The 17,562-nt window shown below is 61.3% G+C and carries 15 protein-coding genes; 11 read left to right on the forward strand and 4 right to left on the reverse strand.

The genetic code is table 11. The features are described from left to right. Positions 1-120 precede the first annotated feature (120 nt). The 10 genes from ACP3TY_RS27010 (at position 121) to gcvP (ending at position 12,705) form a co-directional block, all read left to right on the forward strand. Positions 121-681 (forward strand): YecA family protein, encoded by a 561-nt coding sequence (locus tag ACP3TY_RS27010; RefSeq protein WP_053124884.1) that lies wholly within the window; start codon positions 121-123, stop codon positions 679-681. Between the two features lie 27 nt (positions 682-708). After that, complete coding sequence (gene pepP, locus ACP3TY_RS27015; protein WP_426618879.1) at positions 709-2,043, forward strand: Xaa-Pro aminopeptidase; 1,335 nt, start codon at positions 709-711, stop codon at positions 2,041-2,043. Continuing rightward, entirely contained in the window at positions 2,040-3,227 is a 1,188-nt protein-coding gene (gene ubiH / locus ACP3TY_RS27020; RefSeq protein WP_400651153.1) for a 2-octaprenyl-6-methoxyphenyl hydroxylase, read from the forward strand. The genes pepP and ubiH overlap by 4 nt, the downstream gene beginning before the upstream one ends. After that, positions 3,220-3,705, forward strand: coding sequence for a DUF4442 domain-containing protein (locus ACP3TY_RS27025; RefSeq protein ID WP_282356461.1), 486 nt, complete (start codon positions 3,220-3,222; stop codon positions 3,703-3,705). The genes ubiH and ACP3TY_RS27025 overlap by 8 nt, the downstream gene beginning before the upstream one ends. A 9-nt stretch (positions 3,706-3,714) precedes the next feature. Continuing rightward, entirely contained in the window at positions 3,715-4,932 is a 1,218-nt protein-coding gene (locus tag ACP3TY_RS27030; protein ID WP_426620526.1) for a 2-octaprenyl-3-methyl-6-methoxy-1,4-benzoquinol hydroxylase, read from the forward strand. 259 nt (positions 4,933-5,191) lie between these two features. Next, a complete protein-coding gene (locus tag ACP3TY_RS27035; protein WP_008081441.1) occupies positions 5,192-6,196 on the forward strand; it encodes an extracellular solute-binding protein in 1,005 nt (334 codons plus the stop codon). A gap of 143 nt (positions 6,197-6,339) precedes the next feature. Next, positions 6,340-7,956 (forward strand): ABC transporter permease, encoded by a 1,617-nt coding sequence (locus ACP3TY_RS27040; RefSeq protein WP_426618880.1) that lies wholly within the window; start codon positions 6,340-6,342, stop codon positions 7,954-7,956. A 155-nt stretch (positions 7,957-8,111) separates the two neighbouring features. Further along, positions 8,112-9,194: a glycine cleavage system aminomethyltransferase GcvT gene (gene gcvT, locus ACP3TY_RS27045; protein WP_426618881.1), complete on the forward strand. Its 1,083-nt coding sequence runs from the start codon at positions 8,112-8,114 to the stop codon at positions 9,192-9,194. 48 nt (positions 9,195-9,242) lie between these two features. Beyond that, positions 9,243-9,626 carry a glycine cleavage system protein GcvH gene (gcvH, locus tag ACP3TY_RS27050; RefSeq protein ID WP_053124868.1) on the forward strand — a complete coding sequence of 128 codons (384 nt, stop codon included), beginning with the start codon at positions 9,243-9,245 and terminating at the stop codon, positions 9,624-9,626. 205 nt (positions 9,627-9,831) lie between these two features. Continuing rightward, positions 9,832-12,705, forward strand: a complete 2,874-nt coding sequence (gene gcvP / locus ACP3TY_RS27055) for an aminomethyl-transferring glycine dehydrogenase (RefSeq protein WP_426618882.1) — start codon at positions 9,832-9,834, stop codon at positions 12,703-12,705. A gap of 90 nt (positions 12,706-12,795) precedes the next feature. Here gcvP and ACP3TY_RS27060 read toward each other — a convergent pair whose 3' ends face one another. The 3 genes from ACP3TY_RS27060 to ACP3TY_RS27070 all read right to left on the reverse strand — a co-directional run bounded on the left by ACP3TY_RS27060 (position 12,796) and on the right by ACP3TY_RS27070 (position 15,397). Continuing rightward, the gene (locus tag ACP3TY_RS27060) at positions 12,796-13,116 is read right to left on the reverse strand and encodes a DUF2388 domain-containing protein (protein ID WP_171057234.1); all 321 of its coding nucleotides are present in this window, start codon (positions 13,114-13,116) and stop codon (positions 12,796-12,798) included. Between the two features lie 65 nt (positions 13,117-13,181). After that, positions 13,182-14,966 carry a GspE/PulE family protein gene (locus ACP3TY_RS27065; RefSeq protein WP_159811930.1) on the reverse strand — a complete coding sequence of 595 codons (1,785 nt, stop codon included), beginning with the start codon at positions 14,964-14,966 and terminating at the stop codon, positions 13,182-13,184. A gap of 92 nt (positions 14,967-15,058) precedes the next feature. Then, the gene (locus ACP3TY_RS27070; protein ID WP_212550180.1) at positions 15,059-15,397 is read right to left on the reverse strand and encodes a hypothetical protein; all 339 of its coding nucleotides are present in this window, start codon (positions 15,395-15,397) and stop codon (positions 15,059-15,061) included. A gap of 126 nt (positions 15,398-15,523) precedes the next feature. Here ACP3TY_RS27070 and ACP3TY_RS27075 point away from each other — a divergent pair, with 126 nt between their 5' ends. Further along, the gene (locus ACP3TY_RS27075) at positions 15,524-15,994 is read left to right on the forward strand and encodes an Lrp/AsnC family transcriptional regulator (RefSeq protein ID WP_007913818.1); all 471 of its coding nucleotides are present in this window, start codon (positions 15,524-15,526) and stop codon (positions 15,992-15,994) included. 88 nt (positions 15,995-16,082) lie between these two features. Here the strand turns inward: ACP3TY_RS27075 and ACP3TY_RS27080 are convergent, their stop codons facing one another. Further along, complete coding sequence (locus tag ACP3TY_RS27080; protein ID WP_053124859.1) at positions 16,083-17,453, reverse strand: inorganic triphosphatase; 1,371 nt, start codon at positions 17,451-17,453, stop codon at positions 16,083-16,085. Positions 17,454-17,562 lie beyond the last annotated feature (109 nt).

Genomic DNA, 17,562 nt, shown 5'->3' on the forward strand with positions numbered 1-17,562 from the left:
GAGTTGGAGTCTGTCTGATGGGATAGCTGGCGGACAGCCTTTAATAGTCTTGGCGAGTCTGTCGATGTAGGATACAAGGCCTTCATTCTAGACATAGCGCCGTCTGGCGCCTAGCTGCCCATGACCATTCAGAATTCCCCGTACCAAGCCTTCGCCACCCTGCTGACTTCCAGCGGCCACAACGTCTCGCCTGCCGAACTGCATGGCCTGTTGCTCGGACGCAGCTGCGCCGGCGCCGGTTTCACTGCCGAAGAATGGTTGATCGACGCTGCCGAACTGCTCGAAAGCGAGCCGCAGGACAACGTTCGCAACGCCTTGATCGGCCTGCAAGAGATGGTTAAAGGCGAGCTGACCGGCGACGACGTTACCGTCGTTCTGCTGCTGCCGACCGATGACGCGCCGCTGGCCGAGCGCGCCGCTGCACTGGGCGAGTGGTGCCAGGGCTTCCTCAGCGGTTTCGGCCTGAACTGCCGCGACAGTAGCATGCTCAGCACCGAAGCCACCGAAGTGCTGCAGGATCTGGCGGCGATCTCCCAGGTGCAAGACGCGCTGGAAGAATCCGAAGACGGCGAGACCGACTACATGGAGGTCATGGAGTACCTGCGCGTCGCGCCGCTGCTGCTGTTCTCGGAAACCAAGAAAGCCGACGTGCCGCCAGCGGCCAAACCGTCGCTGCATTAATCGCGTGCCAGGGAAAGCCATCTGCCCATGACCCATATCCCCAAAGCGGAATACAGCCGTCGCCGCAAGGCCCTGATGGCGCAGATGGAACCCAACAGCATCGCGATCCTGCCCGCCGCCGCGGTCGCCATCCGCAACCGCGACGTCGAGCACGTCTACCGTCAGGACAGCGATTTCCAGTACCTCAGCGGGTTTCCCGAGCCGCAAGCCGTCATCGTCTTGATGCCCGGCCGCGAGCATGGCGAGTACGTGCTGTTCTGCCGTGAACGCAACGCCGAACGCGAATTGTGGGACGGCTTGCGCGCAGGTCAGGAAGGCGCGATCCGCGACTTCGGTGCCGACGACGCCTTCCCGATCACCGACATCGACGACATCCTCCCGGGCCTGATCGAAGGCCGCGACCGGGTGTATTCGGCGATGGGCAGCAACCCCGAATTTGACCGTCACTTGATGGACTGGATCAACGTGATCCGCTCTAAAGCGCACCTCGGCGCGCAGCCACCGAACGAGTTCGTTGCGCTGGATCATCTGCTGCACGACATGCGTCTGTATAAATCGGCGGCAGAAGTGAAGGTGATGCGCGAAGCCGCGCGGATCTCGGCGCAAGCGCATATTCGCGCGATGCAGGCCAGTCGGGCCGGGCTCTACGAGTACAGCCTCGAAGCCGAACTCGACTACGAATTTCGCAAGGGTGGGGCGAAAATGCCCGCTTATGGTTCGATCGTCGCCGCCGGGCGCAACAGCTGCATCCTGCATTACCAGCAGAATGACGCGCTGCTCAAGGACGGCGATCTGGTGTTGATCGACGCCGGTTGCGAGATCGACTGCTACGCCAGCGACATCACCCGTACATGGCCGGTTAACGGCAAGTTTTCGCCCGAGCAGAAAGCGATTTACGAATTGGTCTTGGCCTCGCAGGAAGCCGCATTCGCTGAAATCGCGCCGAACAAGCATTGGAATCAGGCGCACGAAGCCACGGTGCGAGTGATTACCACAGGGCTGGTGAAACTTGGTTTGTTGCAGGGCGAGGTCGAAGAGTTGATCGCCAGCGAAGCCTATAAAGCCTTTTATATGCACCGCGCCGGTCACTGGCTGGGCATGGATGTTCATGACGTCGGCGAGTACAAGGTCGGCGGCGAATGGCGCGTGCTGGAAGTCGGCATGGCGCTGACCGTGGAGCCGGGCATCTACATCGCCCCAGACAATCAGAACGTCGCGAAGAAATGGCGCGGCATTGGCGTGCGCATCGAGGACGACGTGGTCGTGACCAAAACAGGCTGTGAAATCCTCACCACCGGCGTACCGAAAACCGTCGCCGACATCGAAGCGCTGATGGCGCAAGCAAGGACACACGCGGCATGAGTCGAGTCAATCTGGCAATCATCGGTGGCGGTCTGGTCGGCGCCAGTCTGGCGTTGGCCTTGCAGGCCGGGGCCAAGGCGCGCGGCTGGAAGATCGTGCTGATCGAGCCGTTCGCTCCCGGCGACAGTTGGCAGCCGAGCTACGACGCGCGTTCGTCGGCGCTGTCCTTCGGCTCGCGACAGATTTATCAACGCTTGGGCGTGTGGCAGGAAATCTCTCGCCGAGCCGAGCCGATCAAACAGATTCACGTATCTGACCGTGGTCGCTTCTCCACCGCGCGTCTGTCGGCGATGGAAGAGGGCGTACCGGCACTTGGTTATGTGGTGGAAAACGCCTGGCTCGGCCATTGCCTGTGGCAGCACGTCGACAAAGACGTGATCAGTTGGCGCTGCCCGGCAGAAGTCACGCGCATGGAGCCGCTGGCCGACGGCTATCGCCTGACCCTCAACGATGAAACCACGCTGGAATGCGACCTCGCCGTGCTCGCCGATGGCGGTCGCTCCGGGCTGCGCGAGCAGTTGGGCATCAACGTGCGCCAGCGTCCGTACAACCAGAGCGCGCTGATCGCCAACATCACCCCGAGCGAAGCGCACAACGGCATGGCTTTCGAGCGCTTCACCGATGAAGGGCCAATGGCGCTGCTGCCGCTGCCGGAAAACCGCTGCGCCTTGGTCTGGACCCGTTTAGGCATGGACGCGCAACGTCTGGCCGATTTGAGCGAGCGTGATTTCCTCAGCGAATTGCAGGGTGTGTTTGGTTACCGCCTCGGCACGCTGAAACAGGTTGGCGCGCGGCATCTTTATCCGCTGACGCTGGTCGAGGCCGAAGAGCAAGTGCGCTCACACCTGGCCGTGCTCGGCAACGCGGCGCACAGCCTCCACCCGATAGCCGGGCAGGGTTTCAACCTGTCGCTGCGCGATGCCGATGCCTTGGCTGCTGCGTTGCTGACCAGCGACAAGCCGCTGGGCGATTTCGCCACGTTGCAGGCGTATCGCGAGCGTCAGCGTCTCGATCAGGATCTCACCGTCGGTTTCTCCGATCAGGTCACGCGCCTGTTCGGCAGCACGCAGCCGCTGGTTTCGCTGGGGCGTAACATCGGTTTGCTTGGCCTCGATTTGTTGCCACCGGCCAAGCGCTGGTTTGCGCGTCAGGCCATGGGGTTGGGGACGCGTCCGGATGCTTAAGTGGTTGACTAAAAAATTCGGCAAGGCGCGGTTGATGCGCTGGGTCATGACCTTCTACCCGCCGTACCTCGGTGCTGGCGTGCGCGTGCGGCACATCAGCGATGACTTCCGCGACGTTCAAGTGTCGATGGGCCTCGGCTGGTACAACCGCAATTATGTCGGCACCCAGTTCGGCGGCAGTCTGTACTCGATGGTCGATCCGTTTTTCATGCTGATGCTTATGGAAAACCTCGGCTCGAAGTACATCGTCTGGGACAAGGCTGCCGATATCGATTTCATCGCGCCGGGCAAAGGCCCGGTGTTCGCCCGGTTCAGCATCGACGAGACCTTGCTCGGCGAGATTCGCCGGCAGACCGCCAATGGCGAGAAATACCTGCCGCAGTTGCAGGTCGACATTCATGACGGCGCCGGCAACCTTGTCGCGCGGGTCGGTAAAACCCTTTACGTGCGGCTCAAGCCGCAAGCGAGACAGGCTTAAAGCATGGACATGCGCGCAGATCTGCTGATTGTCGGAGCCGGAATGGTCGGCAGCGCCCTGGCGTTGGCGCTGCAGGACAGCGGGCTGGAAGTGCTGCTGCTCGACGGCAGCCCGCTGAGCGTCAAACCGTTCGACGCCGAAGCCGAGTTTGAACCGCGAGTGAGCGCGTTATCGGCGGCCAGCCAGCGAATCCTCGAACGCCTCGGCGTGTGGGACGGCATCGCTGCACGGCGCAGCAGCCCGTACACCGACATGCACGTGTGGGACGGCAGCGGCACCGGGCAGATTCATTTCTCGGCGAGCAGCGTGCACGCCGAAGTACTCGGCCACATCGTCGAAAACCGCGTGGTACAGGATGCCTTGCTCGACCGTTTGCACGATTGCGATCTGGGCATGCTCGCCAATGCGCGGCTGGAACAGATGCGTCGCTCGGGCGATGACTGGCTGCTGACGCTGGCCGATGGTCGACAGTTGCGCGCGCCGTTGGTGATCGCCGCTGATGGGGCTAACTCGGCAGTGCGCCGTCTCACCGGGATGGCCACGCGCGAGTGGGATTACATGCACCATGCCATCGTCACCAGTGTGCGCAACAGCCAGCCGCACCAGTCGACTGCATGGCAGCGTTTTACCGATCACGGGCCGTTGGCGTTTCTGCCGCTGGAGCGTGACGGGCAGCAGGATTGGTGTTCGATCGTCTGGTCGACCACGCCGAGCGAAGCCGAGCGTTTGATGGCGCTGGATGAAGCGGGTTTCTGCCGCGAGCTGGAGCGTGCTTTTGAGGGACGTCTTGGCGAAGTCATCAGCGCTGATCCGCGCCTGTGCGTGCCGCTGCGTCAGCGCCATGCCAAGCGTTATGTGGCGGAAGGGCTGGCGCTGATCGGTGACGCGGCGCACACCATTCACCCGTTGGCGGGGCAGGGGGTGAACCTTGGTTTCCTCGATGCGGCGGTGCTGGCGGAAGTGCTGTTGCAAGCGGCCGAGCGCGGGGAGCGTCTGGCGGATGTGAAAGTGCTCAGCCGTTACGAGCGTCGGCGCATGCCGCACAACCTCGCGCTGATGGCGGCGATGGAAGGGTTTGAGCGGTTGTTTCAGGCGGATCGTTTGCCGGTGCGTTGGCTGAGGAATGCCGGGTTGAAGCTGGTGGAGCAGATGCCGGAGGCGAAGGCGCTGTTTGTGCGGGAGGCCCTCGGGTTGACGGGGGATCTTCCGGCCCTCGCCAAACCTTGATCATTTCGTTGCTGCTGATGGCCTCATCGCGAGCAGGCTCACTCCTACATTTGAAATGCATTCCCCTGTAGGAGCTGCCGCAGGCTGCGATCTTTTGATCTTAAAAACAACATCAAAAGATCGCAGCCTGCGGCAGCTCCTACAGGGATGGCTGTCAATCATGCAACATCTGGTAACTCCTTCAAAAAGAGTTCGATTGAGGTGGTAAATGTGAGTCCTTATCATTTGGCCCACATTTCCCGACCGAGAGACCACTCCCATGTTGGCACCCAAGCGTCTTCTGACCGCACTGGCCCTGACCCTGATCGGTAGCACCACCGCCCAGGCCGCTGATGAGGTGGTGGTTTACTCGTCGCGCATCGATGAACTGATCAAACCGGTCTTCGATGCCTACACCGCCAAGACCGGGGTGAAGATCAAGTTCATCACCGACAAGGAAGCGCCGCTGATGCAGCGCATCAAGGCCGAAGGTGAAAACGCCACCGCCGACCTGCTGCTCACCGTTGATGCCGGCAATCTCTGGCAGGCCGAGCAGATGGGCATCCTCCAGCCGTTCACCTCGAAAACCATCGACGCCAACATTCCCCTGCAATATCGCTCGTCCACTCACGCCTGGACTGGTCTGAGCCTGCGCGCGCGCACCATCGCTTACTCCACCGAACGGGTGAAGCCGGGCGAGTTGACCACTTACGAAGCGCTGGCCGACAAGAACTGGGAAGGGCGCCTGTGCCTGCGCACGGCGAAGAAGGTCTACAACCAGTCGCTCACCGCGACCATGATCGAAGTTCACGGCGCGGCGAAGACCGAGGAAATCCTCAAGGGCTGGGTTAACAACCTGTCCACCGACGTGTTCTCCGATGACGTTGCAGTGCTGGAGGCGATCAACGCCGGGCAGTGCGACGTGGGCATCGTCAACACTTACTACTACGGTCGCCTGCACAAGCAGAAGCCGGAGCTGCCGGTGAAACTGTTCTGGCCGAATCAGGCGGATCGCGGTGTGCACGTGAACCTGTCGGGTATTGGCCTGACCAAACATGCGCCGCACCCGGAAGCGGCCAAGGCTCTGGTTGAATGGATGACCACGCCGGAAGCGCAGAAGATTTTTGCTGACGTGAACCAGGAATTCCCGGCCAACCCGGCGGTGGCGCCTTCGGAAGAAGTGGCGGCGTGGGGCAAGTTCATTGCGGACACCTTGCCGGTGGAAGTGGCGGGCAAGCGTCAGGCTGAGGCGATCCGCATGATGGATCGGGCGGGCTGGAACTGAGTCTGCTGCTGTAAAGATCAAAAGATCGCAGCCTTCGGCAGCTCCTACAGGGTGATCACATTTCCCAATGTAGGAGCTGCCGGAGGCTGCGATCTTTTCGCTTTCTTCCTTACACTCCACGATTTCCCCGCGAGACCTTTGAAGTGGCCCACCCCGCCCAACGCCGCTGGTACCCCATCGTCTTCGCCATTGCCGCGTTGGTGCTGTTGCCCCTGAGCGTTCTGCTGCTCTCCTGGCAGACCATCGATCAACAAATCTGGTCGCACCTGTGGCAAACCCAGATGCCGCGCCTGCTCGGCAACACCTTGACACTAGTACTCGGCGTCGGTGTCGGCGTGACGCTGCTCGGCGTCAGCCTCGCCTGGCTCACCAGCCTCTGCGAATTCCCCGGACGGCGCTGGCTCGACTGGGCGCTGATGCTGCCCTTCGCCATTCCCGCGTACGTGCTGGCCTTCGTCTTCGTCGGCCTGCTCGACTTCGCCGGCCCGGTGCAAACCCTGCTGCGCGAATGGTTCGGCACAGGCCTGCGCCTACCCCGCGTGCGCTCCACCGGCGGGGTGATTATCGTGCTGGTGCTGGTTTTCTACCCGTACGTTTACCTGCTGGCGCGCACCGCGTTTCTCGCGCAGGGCAAAGGCTTGATGGAAGCCGCGCGGGTGCTCGGTCAATCGCCGTGGCAAGCCTTCTGGCGCGTAGCGTTGCCGATGGCGCGGCCGGCGATTGGTGCCGGTGTGGCGCTGGCGCTGATGGAAACCCTCGCCGATTTCGGTGCGGTGTCGGTGTTCAACTTCGACACCTTCACCACCGCGATCTACAAAACCTGGTACGGCTTCTTCAGCCTGTCGAGCGCGGCGCAACTGGCCAGCCTGTTGCTGCTGGTGGTGATGCTGGTGCTGTACGGCGAACGTCGTGCGCGCGGCGCCAACCGCGCGAGCAACGAGCGGCCTCGGGTGAAAGCGCTGTATCACTTGCGCGGATTCAAGGCGCTTGCGGCGATGAGCTGGTGCGGACTGGTATTCGCCTGCGCCTTCGTGATTCCGATGCTGCAACTGATGGTCTGGTTCTGGCAGCGCGGGCGTTTCGATCTCGATGAGCGCTATGCCGGGCTGATCCTGCACACCCTCTATCTGGGCGGCATGGCGGCGTTGATCACCGTCAGCGTTGCGTTGTTACTGGCCTTCGCCCGGCGACTGGCGCCGACGCCGGCGATCAACTCTGGCGTGGGTCTGGCCAATCTCGGTTACGCCTTGCCGGGTTCGGTGCTGGCGGTGTCGATCATGCTCGCGTTCAGTTATCTCGATCGCGAGTTGGTGATCCCGCTCTCCGGCTGGCTCGGTGGCGCTGGCAAACCCTTGCTGCTCGGCAGTCTCGCGGCGTTGCTGATGGCGTATCTGGTGCGCTTTATCGCGGTCGCCTACGGCCCACTGGAAAACAGTCTGGCGCGTATACGGCCGTCTTTGCCCGAAGCGGCACGTAGCCTCGGTGTCAGTGGGCCACGACTGTTTTTCAAAGTGTATCTGCCGTTGTTGCTGCCCGGCACGTTGAGCGCCGCGCTGCTGGTGTTCGTCGATGTGCTCAAGGAAATGCCCGCGACCCTGCTGATGCGCCCGTTTGGCTGGGACACGCTGGCCGTGCGCATCTTTGAAATGACCAGCGAAGGCGAATGGGCGCGGGCGTCGTTGCCGGCGCTGACCTTGGTTTTGGTTGGACTGTTGCCGGTCATCGGCCTGATTCGCCGCTCGGCGCATCGAAACACTTAGTAGTGAGTCCTGAATCATGCGGCTACAATGCGCGGCATTCGGTGCGGTTCGTCTGACAGACCCGTTCGCTGGAATCGGCTGAGAGCCTTCTATTTCAAGGCTTTCGCCCGTGCAGCGGCTGTCCGCACCTTCGCCACGCCCGGAAGGAGAAACCCATGGGACAGCGTACGCCTCTGTATGACCTGCATCTCGCCCTCGGCGCGAAGATGGTCGATTTTGGCGGTTGGGACATGCCACTGCATTACGGCTCGCAGGTCGAGGAGCACCACGAGGTGCGCCGCGATTGCGGGGTGTTCGATGTATCCCATATGACCGTGATCGATGTCACCGGCAACCAGGCCAAGGCCTGGCTTCAGCATTTGCTGGCCAATGACGTCGAACGCCTGCACCGCCCCGGCCGTGCGTTGTACAGCACCATGCTCAACGAGCGTGGCGGCATCGTCGACGACATGATCGTCTACCGCCTCGACGAGGGTTATCGTCTGGTGGTCAACGCGTCCACCCGCGATCAGGATCTGGCGTGGATGAACGCGCAACTTTCCGGCTACGACGTGCAACTGCATGAGCGTTCCGAGATGGCGATGCTGGCCATTCAAGGCCCGCAAGCCCGGCACAAGATTGCCGAGCTGGTGACCCAATCCCGCGCCACGCTGATCCAGCACCTCAAACCCTTCGAAGGCTATACCGACGGCGACTGGTTCATCGCGCGCACCGGTTACACCGGTGAAGACGGTCTGGAAATCGTCCTGCCAGCCAATCAGGCTCCGGGTTTCTTCAACGATCTGGTTGGCGCCGGCATTTCCCCGATCGGCCTCGGCGCTCGCGACACCTTGCGCGTTGAAGCCGGGATGAACCTCTACGGTCAGGACATCGATCAGGACGTTTCGCCGCTGGCCTCGAACATGGCCTGGAGCATCGCCTGGGAACCGGCCTCGCGCCAGTTCATCGGCCGTGCTGCCCTGGAGGCGGAAAAAGCCGTCGGCGTGGCGCACAAACTGGTCGGTCTGGTGCTGGAAGAGCGCGGTGTTTTGCGCGCTCATCAAGTGGTTCGTATCGCCGATGTTGGCGAAGGAGAGATCACCAGTGGTAGTTTCTCCCCTACGCTAAGCAAATCGATTGCCCTGGCGCGTGTTCCGATGGCAACCGCCGACCGCGCCGAAGTGGAAATCCGTGGCAAGTGGTACCCGGTACGCGTGGTCAAACCGACCTTCGTCCGCCATGGCAAAACTTTGATCTAACCTTTTCCGGCGGGCACGACCGCTGACAATTTCTCGAGGACACCGAAGATGAGCGATATCCCTGCCGACCTGCGTTTTGCCGAAAGTCATGAATGGGCCCGTCTGGAAGCCGACGGCACCGTCACTGTGGGCATCAGCGATCACGCGCAGGAAGCGCTGGGTGATGTGGTGTTCGTCGAGCTGACTGAAGTCGGCAAGGTCTTCGCTGCACAAGATCAGGCCGGTGTGGTTGAGTCGGTGAAAGCCGCTTCCGACATCTACGCGCCGATCGGTGGTGAAGTGATTGCCGTCAACGAAGAGCTGGGTGGTTCGCCTGAACTGCTGAACTCCGACCCGTACGGCGCGTGGATCTTCAAGATCAAGCCAACCGACGCGGCTGAGCTGGACAAGCTGCTGGATGCCGGCGCTTACAAGGCTGCTATCGGCGAGTAAGCATTAAGCAATACCCAAAGCCCCGACTTGTCGGGGCTTTTTTTTCAGGATCAAAAGATCGCAGCCTTCGGCAGCTCCTACAGGGGGATGGTGTAGACCTTGTAGGAGCTGCCGAAGGCTGCGATCTTTTGATCTTCAAGGGCACTGCTATGCTGGTTTGACCGTGTTGCATTGACGCCGAGCGCCAGCCAAGAGAGAGCCCGTCATGTCCCAGTTGCCGTCCTTGAGCCAGTTACGCGATCCCGATGCCTTTCTGCGTCGTCACCTCGGCCCGGATGCCGCCGAGCAACAAGCGATGCTCGACAGCCTCGGCCTCGGCAGTCGCGCCGAACTGATCGAACAGACTGTGCCGCCGGGCATCCGCTTCAATCGTGCACTCGATCTGCCGCCGGCGCTGGATGAACAAGCGGCGCTGGCCAAACTGCGCGGTTATGCCGAGCAGAATCAGGTGTGGAGCAGCCTGATCGGTATGGGCTACCACGGTACCCTGACGCCGACCGTCATCTTGCGCAACGTGCTGGAAAATCCCGGTTGGTACACCGCGTACACGCCGTATCAACCGGAGATCGCCCAAGGCCGGCTCGAAGCGCTGCTGAATTTCCAGCAACTGACCATCGACCTCACCGGCCTCGAATTGGCCAACGCTTCGCTGCTTGATGAAGCCACGGCGGCGGCTGAAGCCATGGCTTTGGCCAAGCGTGTGGCGAAGTCGAAGAGCAATCTGTTTTTCGTCGATGAGAACTGTCACCCGCAGACCATTTCCGTGGTGCAGACCCGCGCCGAGGGCTTCGGCTTTGAGCTGATCATCGACGCTGTGGATAACTTGAAGCAGCACCAGGTATTCGGTGCGCTGCTGCAATATCCCGACACCCACGGCGAAGTGCGCGATCTGCGTCCATTGATTGATCACTTGCACGCGCAGCAAGCGCTCGCGTGTGTCGCCACGGATTTGTTGAGTTTGCTGTTGCTGACCCCGCCGGGTGAGTTGGGCGCCGATGTGGTGTTTGGCTCATCGCAACGGTTCGGCGTACCGATGGGTTACGGCGGCCCGCACGCGGCGTTTTTTGCCAGTCGTGAGGAATATAAACGGGCGATTCCCGGGCGGATCATCGGTGTGTCGAAAGACGCTCGGGGCAACGTCGCGTTGCGCATGGCCCTGCAAACCCGCGAGCAACATATCCGCCGCGAGAAGGCCAACTCGAACATCTGCACAGCGCAGGTGCTGTTGGCGAATATCGCCAGTTTCTACGCGGTGTATCACGGCCCGGAAGGTCTGAAACGCATTGCCCAGCGCGTACATCGGTTGACCTGCATTCTGGCTGCAGGCCTTGAACGGCATGGGCTGAAACGCCTGAACGCGCAGTTTTTCGACACGCTGACGCTCGACGTTGGTGGCGCACAAACCGCGGTCATCGAAAGCGCTCAGGCGGCGCAGATCAATCTGAGGATTCTTGGCCGTGGCCGCGTCGGGCTGAGCCTTGACGAGACCTGCGATGAAACGACCGTGGCGAAACTGTTCGATGTCTTGCTCGGGGCTGATCACGGCTTGAGCGTCGACGATCTCGACGCCGAGGCGCTGACCTCGGGCATCCCCGTCAACCTTCAGCGCACAACGCCGTACCTGCGCCATCCGGTCTTCAACGCGCACCACAGCGAAACCGAGATGCTGCGCTACCTCAAACAACTGGAGAACAAGGATCTGGCGCTCAACCAGTCGATGATCCCGCTGGGCTCCTGCACCATGAAACTCAACGCCACCAGCGAGATGATCCCGATCACCTGGCCGCAATTCGCCAACCTGCATCCGTTCGTGCCGCGCGAGCAAGCCGTCGGCTACACGCTGATGATCGAGGAGCTGGAGCGCTGGCTCTGCGCGATCACCGGTTTCGATGCGATCTGCATGCAGCCCAACTCCGGTGCGCAGGGCGAATACGCCGGGCTGCTGGCGATTCGCAAATATCACGAGAGCCGGCAACAGGGCGCTCGGGATATTTGCCTGATTCCTTCGTCAGCCCACGGCACCAACCCGGCGTCGGCGCAGATGGCCGGGATGCGCGTGGTGATCGTCGAGTGCGATGCGGCGGGCAACGTGGATCTGGAAGATTTGAAGGCGAAAGCCGCTGAGGCTGGGGATAAGTTGGCGTGCTTGATGGCGACGTATCCGTCGACCCATGGCGTGTACGAGGAGGGCATCAGCGAAATCTGCGAAGTGATCCACCAACACGGCGGTCAGGTGTACATGGACGGCGCCAATCTCAACGCGCAGGTCGGGCTGGCGCGGCCGGCGGACATTGGTGCCGACGTCTCGCACATGAATTTGCACAAGACCTTCTGCATTCCTCATGGCGGCGGTGGGCCGGGCATGGGACCGATCGGGATTCGTGCGCACTTGGCGCCGTTTGTCGCCAATCACCCGGTGGTGCCAATCGACGGGCCGCTGCCGCAGAACGGCGCCGTCAGTGCCGCGCCGTGGGGCAGCGCGAGCATTTTGCCGATCAGCTGGATGTACATCGCCATGATGGGCCCGCAATTGGCCGATGCCAGCGAGGTGGCGATTCTCGCGGCGAATTACCTGGCGCAGCATTTGTCCGGCGCGTTCCCGGTGTTGTACACAGGGCGTAACGGGCGGGTGGCGCATGAATGTATTTTGGATTTACGGCCGCTGAAGGCGCAGACCGGGATCAGTGAAGAGGACGTTGCCAAGCGGTTAATGGATTACGGTTTCCATGCGCCGACCATGTCATTCCCGGTGCCGGGGACGTTGATGGTCGAGCCGACCGAGAGTGAATCCAAGGCTGAGCTGGATCGGTTTATCGGCGCGATGCTGAGCATTCGAGCGGAAATCACCGAGGTGCAAAACGGTAACTGGCCGGCAGAAGACAATCCGTTGAAACGCGCGCCGCATACCTTGGCGGATGTCACCGGGGTGTGGGAGCGGCCGTACAGCATCGAACAAGGCATCACCCCGGATGCGCACACCAAAGCGCACAAGTATTGGCCAGCGGTGAATCGGGTGGACAACGTTTACGGCGATCGCAACCTGTATTGCGCGTGCGTGCCGGTGGACGATTACCGCTGAAGATCAAAAGATCGCAGCCTTCGGCAGCTCCTACTTTGGAATGCATTTCCCTGTAGGAGCTGCCACAGGCTGCGATCTTTTGTTTTTGAGTTACTCGGAAGCCACGGCGTTTTTCGCCAGAATCGCATTCGCCAGTTCCATGTCCGTCGCCTGCAGGCCCGGGTTGTCGGCGCGAACTTTCTGCATCGCGGCTTCCAGGTACGGCCCGCGAATGCCGCCGTCGCTGGCGACGAAGCTGCCGGCATCGTCCTGTGCGGCGATGATCAGCTTGTGATCCTTGAAGGTCAGGTAGGTCGAACCGGTGGTCGCACCGGACGAAATGACGTTACGCCAAAAGCTGTCCGCCATGGCCGAACCAACGGGAAGGGACAGCAGGGCCAAGGTGGCGACAGCAAGTTTGAGACGCATGATGAGGTGACTCCTGGGGGTTAACTAGGGCGTTGGATTGCCAAGCCCCGATCCAGTTCCCTATGGGTCTACTTGAGCTCACTCTGCGGCGTGACCCGCAACACTTCCTCAACCGTGGTCAGCCCCGCCGCCACCTTCTGCGCGCCGGACAGACGCAAACTACGCATGCCTTCCTTGAACGCCTGACGTCGAATCGCCGCCAGATCGGTGTCCGGCGTGATGAACGCCTTCAGGCTGTCGCTCAGTTGCATGATTTCGTAAACCCCGGCGCGGCCGTGATAACCGGTGTCGCGGCACTCAACGCAGCCGATGGCCCGTTGCGCATTGCCCGGCAGCGGCGCTTGCCACGGGCGGGTCAGGGTTTGCCAGTCTTCTTCCTCCAGCGTCTGCGGTGCCTTGCAGTGCGGGCACAGCGTGCGCACCAGACGCTGGGCCATAACGCCGAGCACGGTGGCTTTGATCAGATAATGCGGCACGCCGAGTTCGAGCAGACGGCTGATCGCGCTGGGTGCGTCGTTGGTGTGCAACGTCGACAGCACCAAGTGCCCGGTGAGCGCTGCCTGAATCGCCATTTCGGCGGTTTCCAGATCGCGGATCTCGCCGATCATGATGATGTCCGGGTCTTGCCGCATCAGTGCACGCACCCCGGCGGCGAAGCTCAGGTCGATGTTGTGCTGCACCTGCATCTGGTTGAACGCCGGCTCGACCATTTCGATCGGGTCTTCGATGGTGCAGAGGTTCACTTCCGGCGTCGCCAGTTTTTTCAGCGTGGTGTACAGCGTTGTGGTCTTGCCCGAACCTGTCGGCCCGGTGACCAGGATGATGCCGTTGGGCTGGCGGGTCATGTCCTGCCAACGCCGCAGATCGTCGGCGCTGAAACCCAGTTGATCGAAATCCTTGAGCAGCACTTCCGGATCGAAAATCCGCATGACCATTTTCTCGCCGAACGCGGTGGGCAGCGTCGACAGGCGTAACTCAACTTCGCCGCCCTCCGGGGTCTTGGTCTTGACCCGGCCGTCCTGCGGTTTGCGCTTCTCGGCGACGTTCATCCGCCCGAGGCTTTTCAGGCGACTGACGATCGCCATGGTCACCTGCGGCGGAAATTGATAGACGTTGTGCAGCACGCCGTCGATGCGAAAACGCACGGTGCCTTGTTCGCGCCGGGGTTCGATGTGGATATCGCTGGCGCGCTGCTGAAAGGCGTACTGGAACAGCCAGTCGACGATGTTGACGATGTGCGCGTCGTTGGCGTCCGGCTCCTGATCGCTGGCGCCGAGGTTGAGCAGTTGTTCGAAGTTGCCGAGGTTGCCGCTCTGCGCATCGGCATTGCTGGCGCCGCTGACCGATTTTGCCAGCCGGAAAAACTCGACGCTGAAGCGCTGGATGTCCGCCGGGTTGGCCACCACCCGTTTGATCGGCAGTTTCAGCACGTGAGTCAGATCGGCTTCCCAGCCGGTGACGTATGGCTGGGCGCTGGCCACAGTCACCGCATCACGGTCGACCGCTACGGCGAGGATCTTGTGCCGTTGCGCGAAGGCGTAAGACATCAAGGGCGTGATCGCGGCGACGTTGATCTTCAGCGGATCGATGCGCAAATACGCCTGGCCGGCCTGCTGCGCCAGCCACAAAGTCAGGCTTTCCAGGTCGAGGTGTTTGCCCGGACGGCTGAGGTCGTCGAGTTGCTGGCTGGCGATGAATTCCAGCGGGTGCATCTGGCCATTTGCGGCGTGCCGGCGGCGCGCATTCAGCGCCTGCTCCGCCGCGTCCTGGCAGATAAAGCCTTGGGCGACCAGTTCACGCAGCACATCATTGAGTTCCAGCCAGCGGTCCTGAGTGGCGAATTGAACGGACATGCGGGCTTCCTTTTAAACGACAGTGCGCAAAAGGATAGTCGCGGCCGGGCAGACCGTTGGGCCACTACCCGACGAAGCCGTTGCCGGATTTGTCAGCCGGCCGCTTGTGCAGGCGCATCCCAAGCGTTGTCGGCGTTTTGCAGATCCACCGAGCAGACGCTGATCAGGTTACGAAGTTTTTCCGCGATCACTTGCGCGCGATGCCAGCTGAGGCCGCCCATGACGATGTCGATCGACATCAGATCGTCCATGCGCTGCACGTTGACCTGTTCGGGCGTGAGGAACTGCAGGGCGAACAGATTCAGCACCCGCACCAGCAAATCCGGCTCGGCCTCGGCGAGGATTTGATATTGCGCCAGGCAATGGGCGTTGCTGACGTTCCAGACGTCGGCGCGGGTGGGCGTGGTGGTGACGGCTTCGAGGTGCGGCATGACGAGTCTCCAAATTCTCTGGAGGAATTTTTACATTCCGTGCGGGGTATTTCTTGGCTATGATCGGCGTTATTGGCGATTGATCGAATGGATCAATTCGCGAGGCTGTTGATTAGAGGTTTTTCTATGCACAGTGAGCTGGACAGCTACGACCGCAAGATTCTCGCCCTGCTGCAAGAGGACGCTTCACTGTCCAGCGCGCAGATCGCCGAGCAGGTCGGCCTCTCGCAATCGCCGTGCTGGCGGCGGATTCAGCGGATGAAGGAGGAGGGCATCATTCGTGGCCAGGTGACCTTGCTTGATCGCAAGAAGATTGGCCTGAACACGCAGATATTCGCCGAGATCAAACTCAACGCGCACGGGCGTTCGAACTTCACCGAATTCACCGAGGCGATTCGCGGCTTTCCGGAGGTGCTGGAGTGTTATGTGCTGATGGGCGCGGTGGATTTTTTGTTGCGGATCGTCGCGGCGGACATTGAGGCGTATGAGCGGTTCTTCTTCGAGAAGTTGTCGCTGGTGCCGGGGATCCAGGAAGTGAATTCGATTGTGGCGCTGTCGGAGATCAAATCCACCACGAGTTTGCCTGTCTTGCGATAAAGCAAAAGATCGCAGCCTGCGGCAGCTCCTACATGGGGCGGGTGTACACCCTGTAGGAGCTGCCGAAGGCTGCGATCTTTTAGCGGTGTTACATGCGCAGGAGCATTTTCCACGCACGATTCTGGTAAACCGCAATCGCCTGCTGCTTGCGTGCATCAAGCAGTTCGTCAGTGATCGTCGGCTCGTTGGCCAGTTGTGCCAGTTTGTTCAGTTCGCCGTACAGGCGATCCATTTCCGGGATCTCCAGCACGTTGCGTGCGTGGTGCAGCCAGACCTGAATACGCTCGATACGTGGCAGTTGCTCAGCCAGATCTTCCGGCTGCTGCTGATAACGCTGCAATTGCAGGGCCGTCGCTTCTTCGCCCAAGGTGCGCGGTAACCAACTGTGCAACTGCGCGCCGCCCTGACGATTACCACGCACGTTACGCTCGGCGGTCCAGGTGCGAGCCAGCAACCAGCGCGAAGTGTTCAGCGAGAACAGGCCCCAACGCGGGTCTTCGAGTTCTTCGAGGAACTGCTCCGGCGCGGCTTTGCGTACGTCTTCGTCCTCGATACCGGCCTGCACCAGCGGGCGCCAGTCTTCCAGCAACGCATCCAGCGCAACGCGCAAGTCGTGAGTCGACTGACGCGGCGCGGCCTGGCCGAGGCTGCTGAGCAGGGCGCGCATTTCGGCGAGGTTCTCGACCCAGTCGAGCAGCAGGCGCCAGTGGCCGTTGAAACGATATTGCTCAGCCAGACGCTGGCTGCTGCCGAGCAAGTGCCAGCTCAGCGCGGCAAAAGCGTCGTCGAGTTGGGTTTCCGGGGTCAGCTCTGGCGCCGGCAGGCTCAGCGAGTAGCTGTTGGCGTCGTACAGACGATAACCGCGCTCAGCCTTGCTGATATCGCACGGCATCAGCGCGAGGGTAGCGGCCAGTTCAGCGGCCAGTTCCAGCAGCGCGGCAGGTTCGCCTTCGCGCAGTTCCAGTTCCAGCTCGCAGATTTCTTCTTTCTGCTTGCCGACTACAACGTGACCGAGATCCAGCGCGGCTTCGATAACCACTTTGCTCTTGCCACGGCCCCAGGCGATTTCGGCGCGTTCGCGGACGAAATCGGTGGTGAAGATCGGCTTGAGGGTTTTCTTGTCCAGCTCGGCCAGCGACTCGGGCCAGCATTCGCCGTCGAGTTTCTTCACGTCGAGTTTGGCTTTCGGCAACTTCCAGTCGTATTCATTACGCTCGGACAGGCCGGCGACGCTCTGGCCACGGGTCTTGAGGGTCTGAATCACTTCGTCACCGTCCTTGCGCAGGCGCAGGGCAACTTTGGCCTGAGCCAGATCGCGCTCGGGGGTGTCGAAGTACTGGTTCATCAACTCACGGCGTTCCCAGCCACTTTTGTTGCGTTTTTTCAGTAACGGGTGCTCGCGCAGGGCGGCGAGGGTTTCGCGGCTGACGCGGAGTTTGATTTCGGTTTCTTTCTGCATGGCCGGAAAATCCAGGATCGGGAGCGCAGCCGGGGAATATGTGGCTGCCAAGGCCGTGCAGTGTACAGGACTGATTCGTCCTACGCCCTGCGGCGGTTTATTCCTGACG

The organism is Pseudomonas rustica (assembly GCF_049959085.1).
GTDB classification, from domain to species: domain Bacteria; phylum Pseudomonadota; class Gammaproteobacteria; order Pseudomonadales; family Pseudomonadaceae; genus Aquipseudomonas; species Aquipseudomonas rustica.

Excerpts from the sequence above, each read along its gene's own strand:
- ACP3TY_RS27010 (WP_053124884.1), top strand. The coding sequence starts at position 121 with ATGACCATTCAGAATTCCCCGTACCAAGCCTTCGCCACCCTGCTGACT.
- pepP (WP_426618879.1), top strand. The coding sequence starts at position 709 with ATGACCCATATCCCCAAAGCGGAATACAGCCGTCGCCGCAAGGCCCTG.
- ubiH (WP_400651153.1), top strand. The coding sequence starts at position 2,040 with ATGAGTCGAGTCAATCTGGCAATCATCGGTGGCGGTCTGGTCGGCGCC.
- ACP3TY_RS27025 (WP_282356461.1), top strand. The coding sequence starts at position 3,220 with ATGCTTAAGTGGTTGACTAAAAAATTCGGCAAGGCGCGGTTGATGCGC.
- ACP3TY_RS27030 (WP_426620526.1), top strand. The coding sequence starts at position 3,715 with ATGCGCGCAGATCTGCTGATTGTCGGAGCCGGAATGGTCGGCAGCGCC.
- ACP3TY_RS27035 (WP_008081441.1), top strand. The coding sequence starts at position 5,192 with ATGTTGGCACCCAAGCGTCTTCTGACCGCACTGGCCCTGACCCTGATC.
- gcvT (WP_426618881.1), top strand. The coding sequence starts at position 8,112 with ATGGGACAGCGTACGCCTCTGTATGACCTGCATCTCGCCCTCGGCGCG.
- gcvH (WP_053124868.1), top strand. The coding sequence starts at position 9,243 with ATGAGCGATATCCCTGCCGACCTGCGTTTTGCCGAAAGTCATGAATGG.
- gcvP (WP_426618882.1), top strand. The coding sequence starts at position 9,832 with ATGTCCCAGTTGCCGTCCTTGAGCCAGTTACGCGATCCCGATGCCTTT.
- ACP3TY_RS27065 (WP_159811930.1), bottom strand. The coding sequence starts at position 14,966 with ATGTCCGTTCAATTCGCCACTCAGGACCGCTGGCTGGAACTCAATGAT.
- ACP3TY_RS27070 (WP_212550180.1), bottom strand. The coding sequence starts at position 15,397 with ATGCCGCACCTCGAAGCCGTCACCACCACGCCCACCCGCGCCGACGTC.
- ACP3TY_RS27075 (WP_007913818.1), top strand. The coding sequence starts at position 15,524 with ATGCACAGTGAGCTGGACAGCTACGACCGCAAGATTCTCGCCCTGCTG.
- ACP3TY_RS27080 (WP_053124859.1), bottom strand. The coding sequence starts at position 17,453 with ATGCAGAAAGAAACCGAAATCAAACTCCGCGTCAGCCGCGAAACCCTC.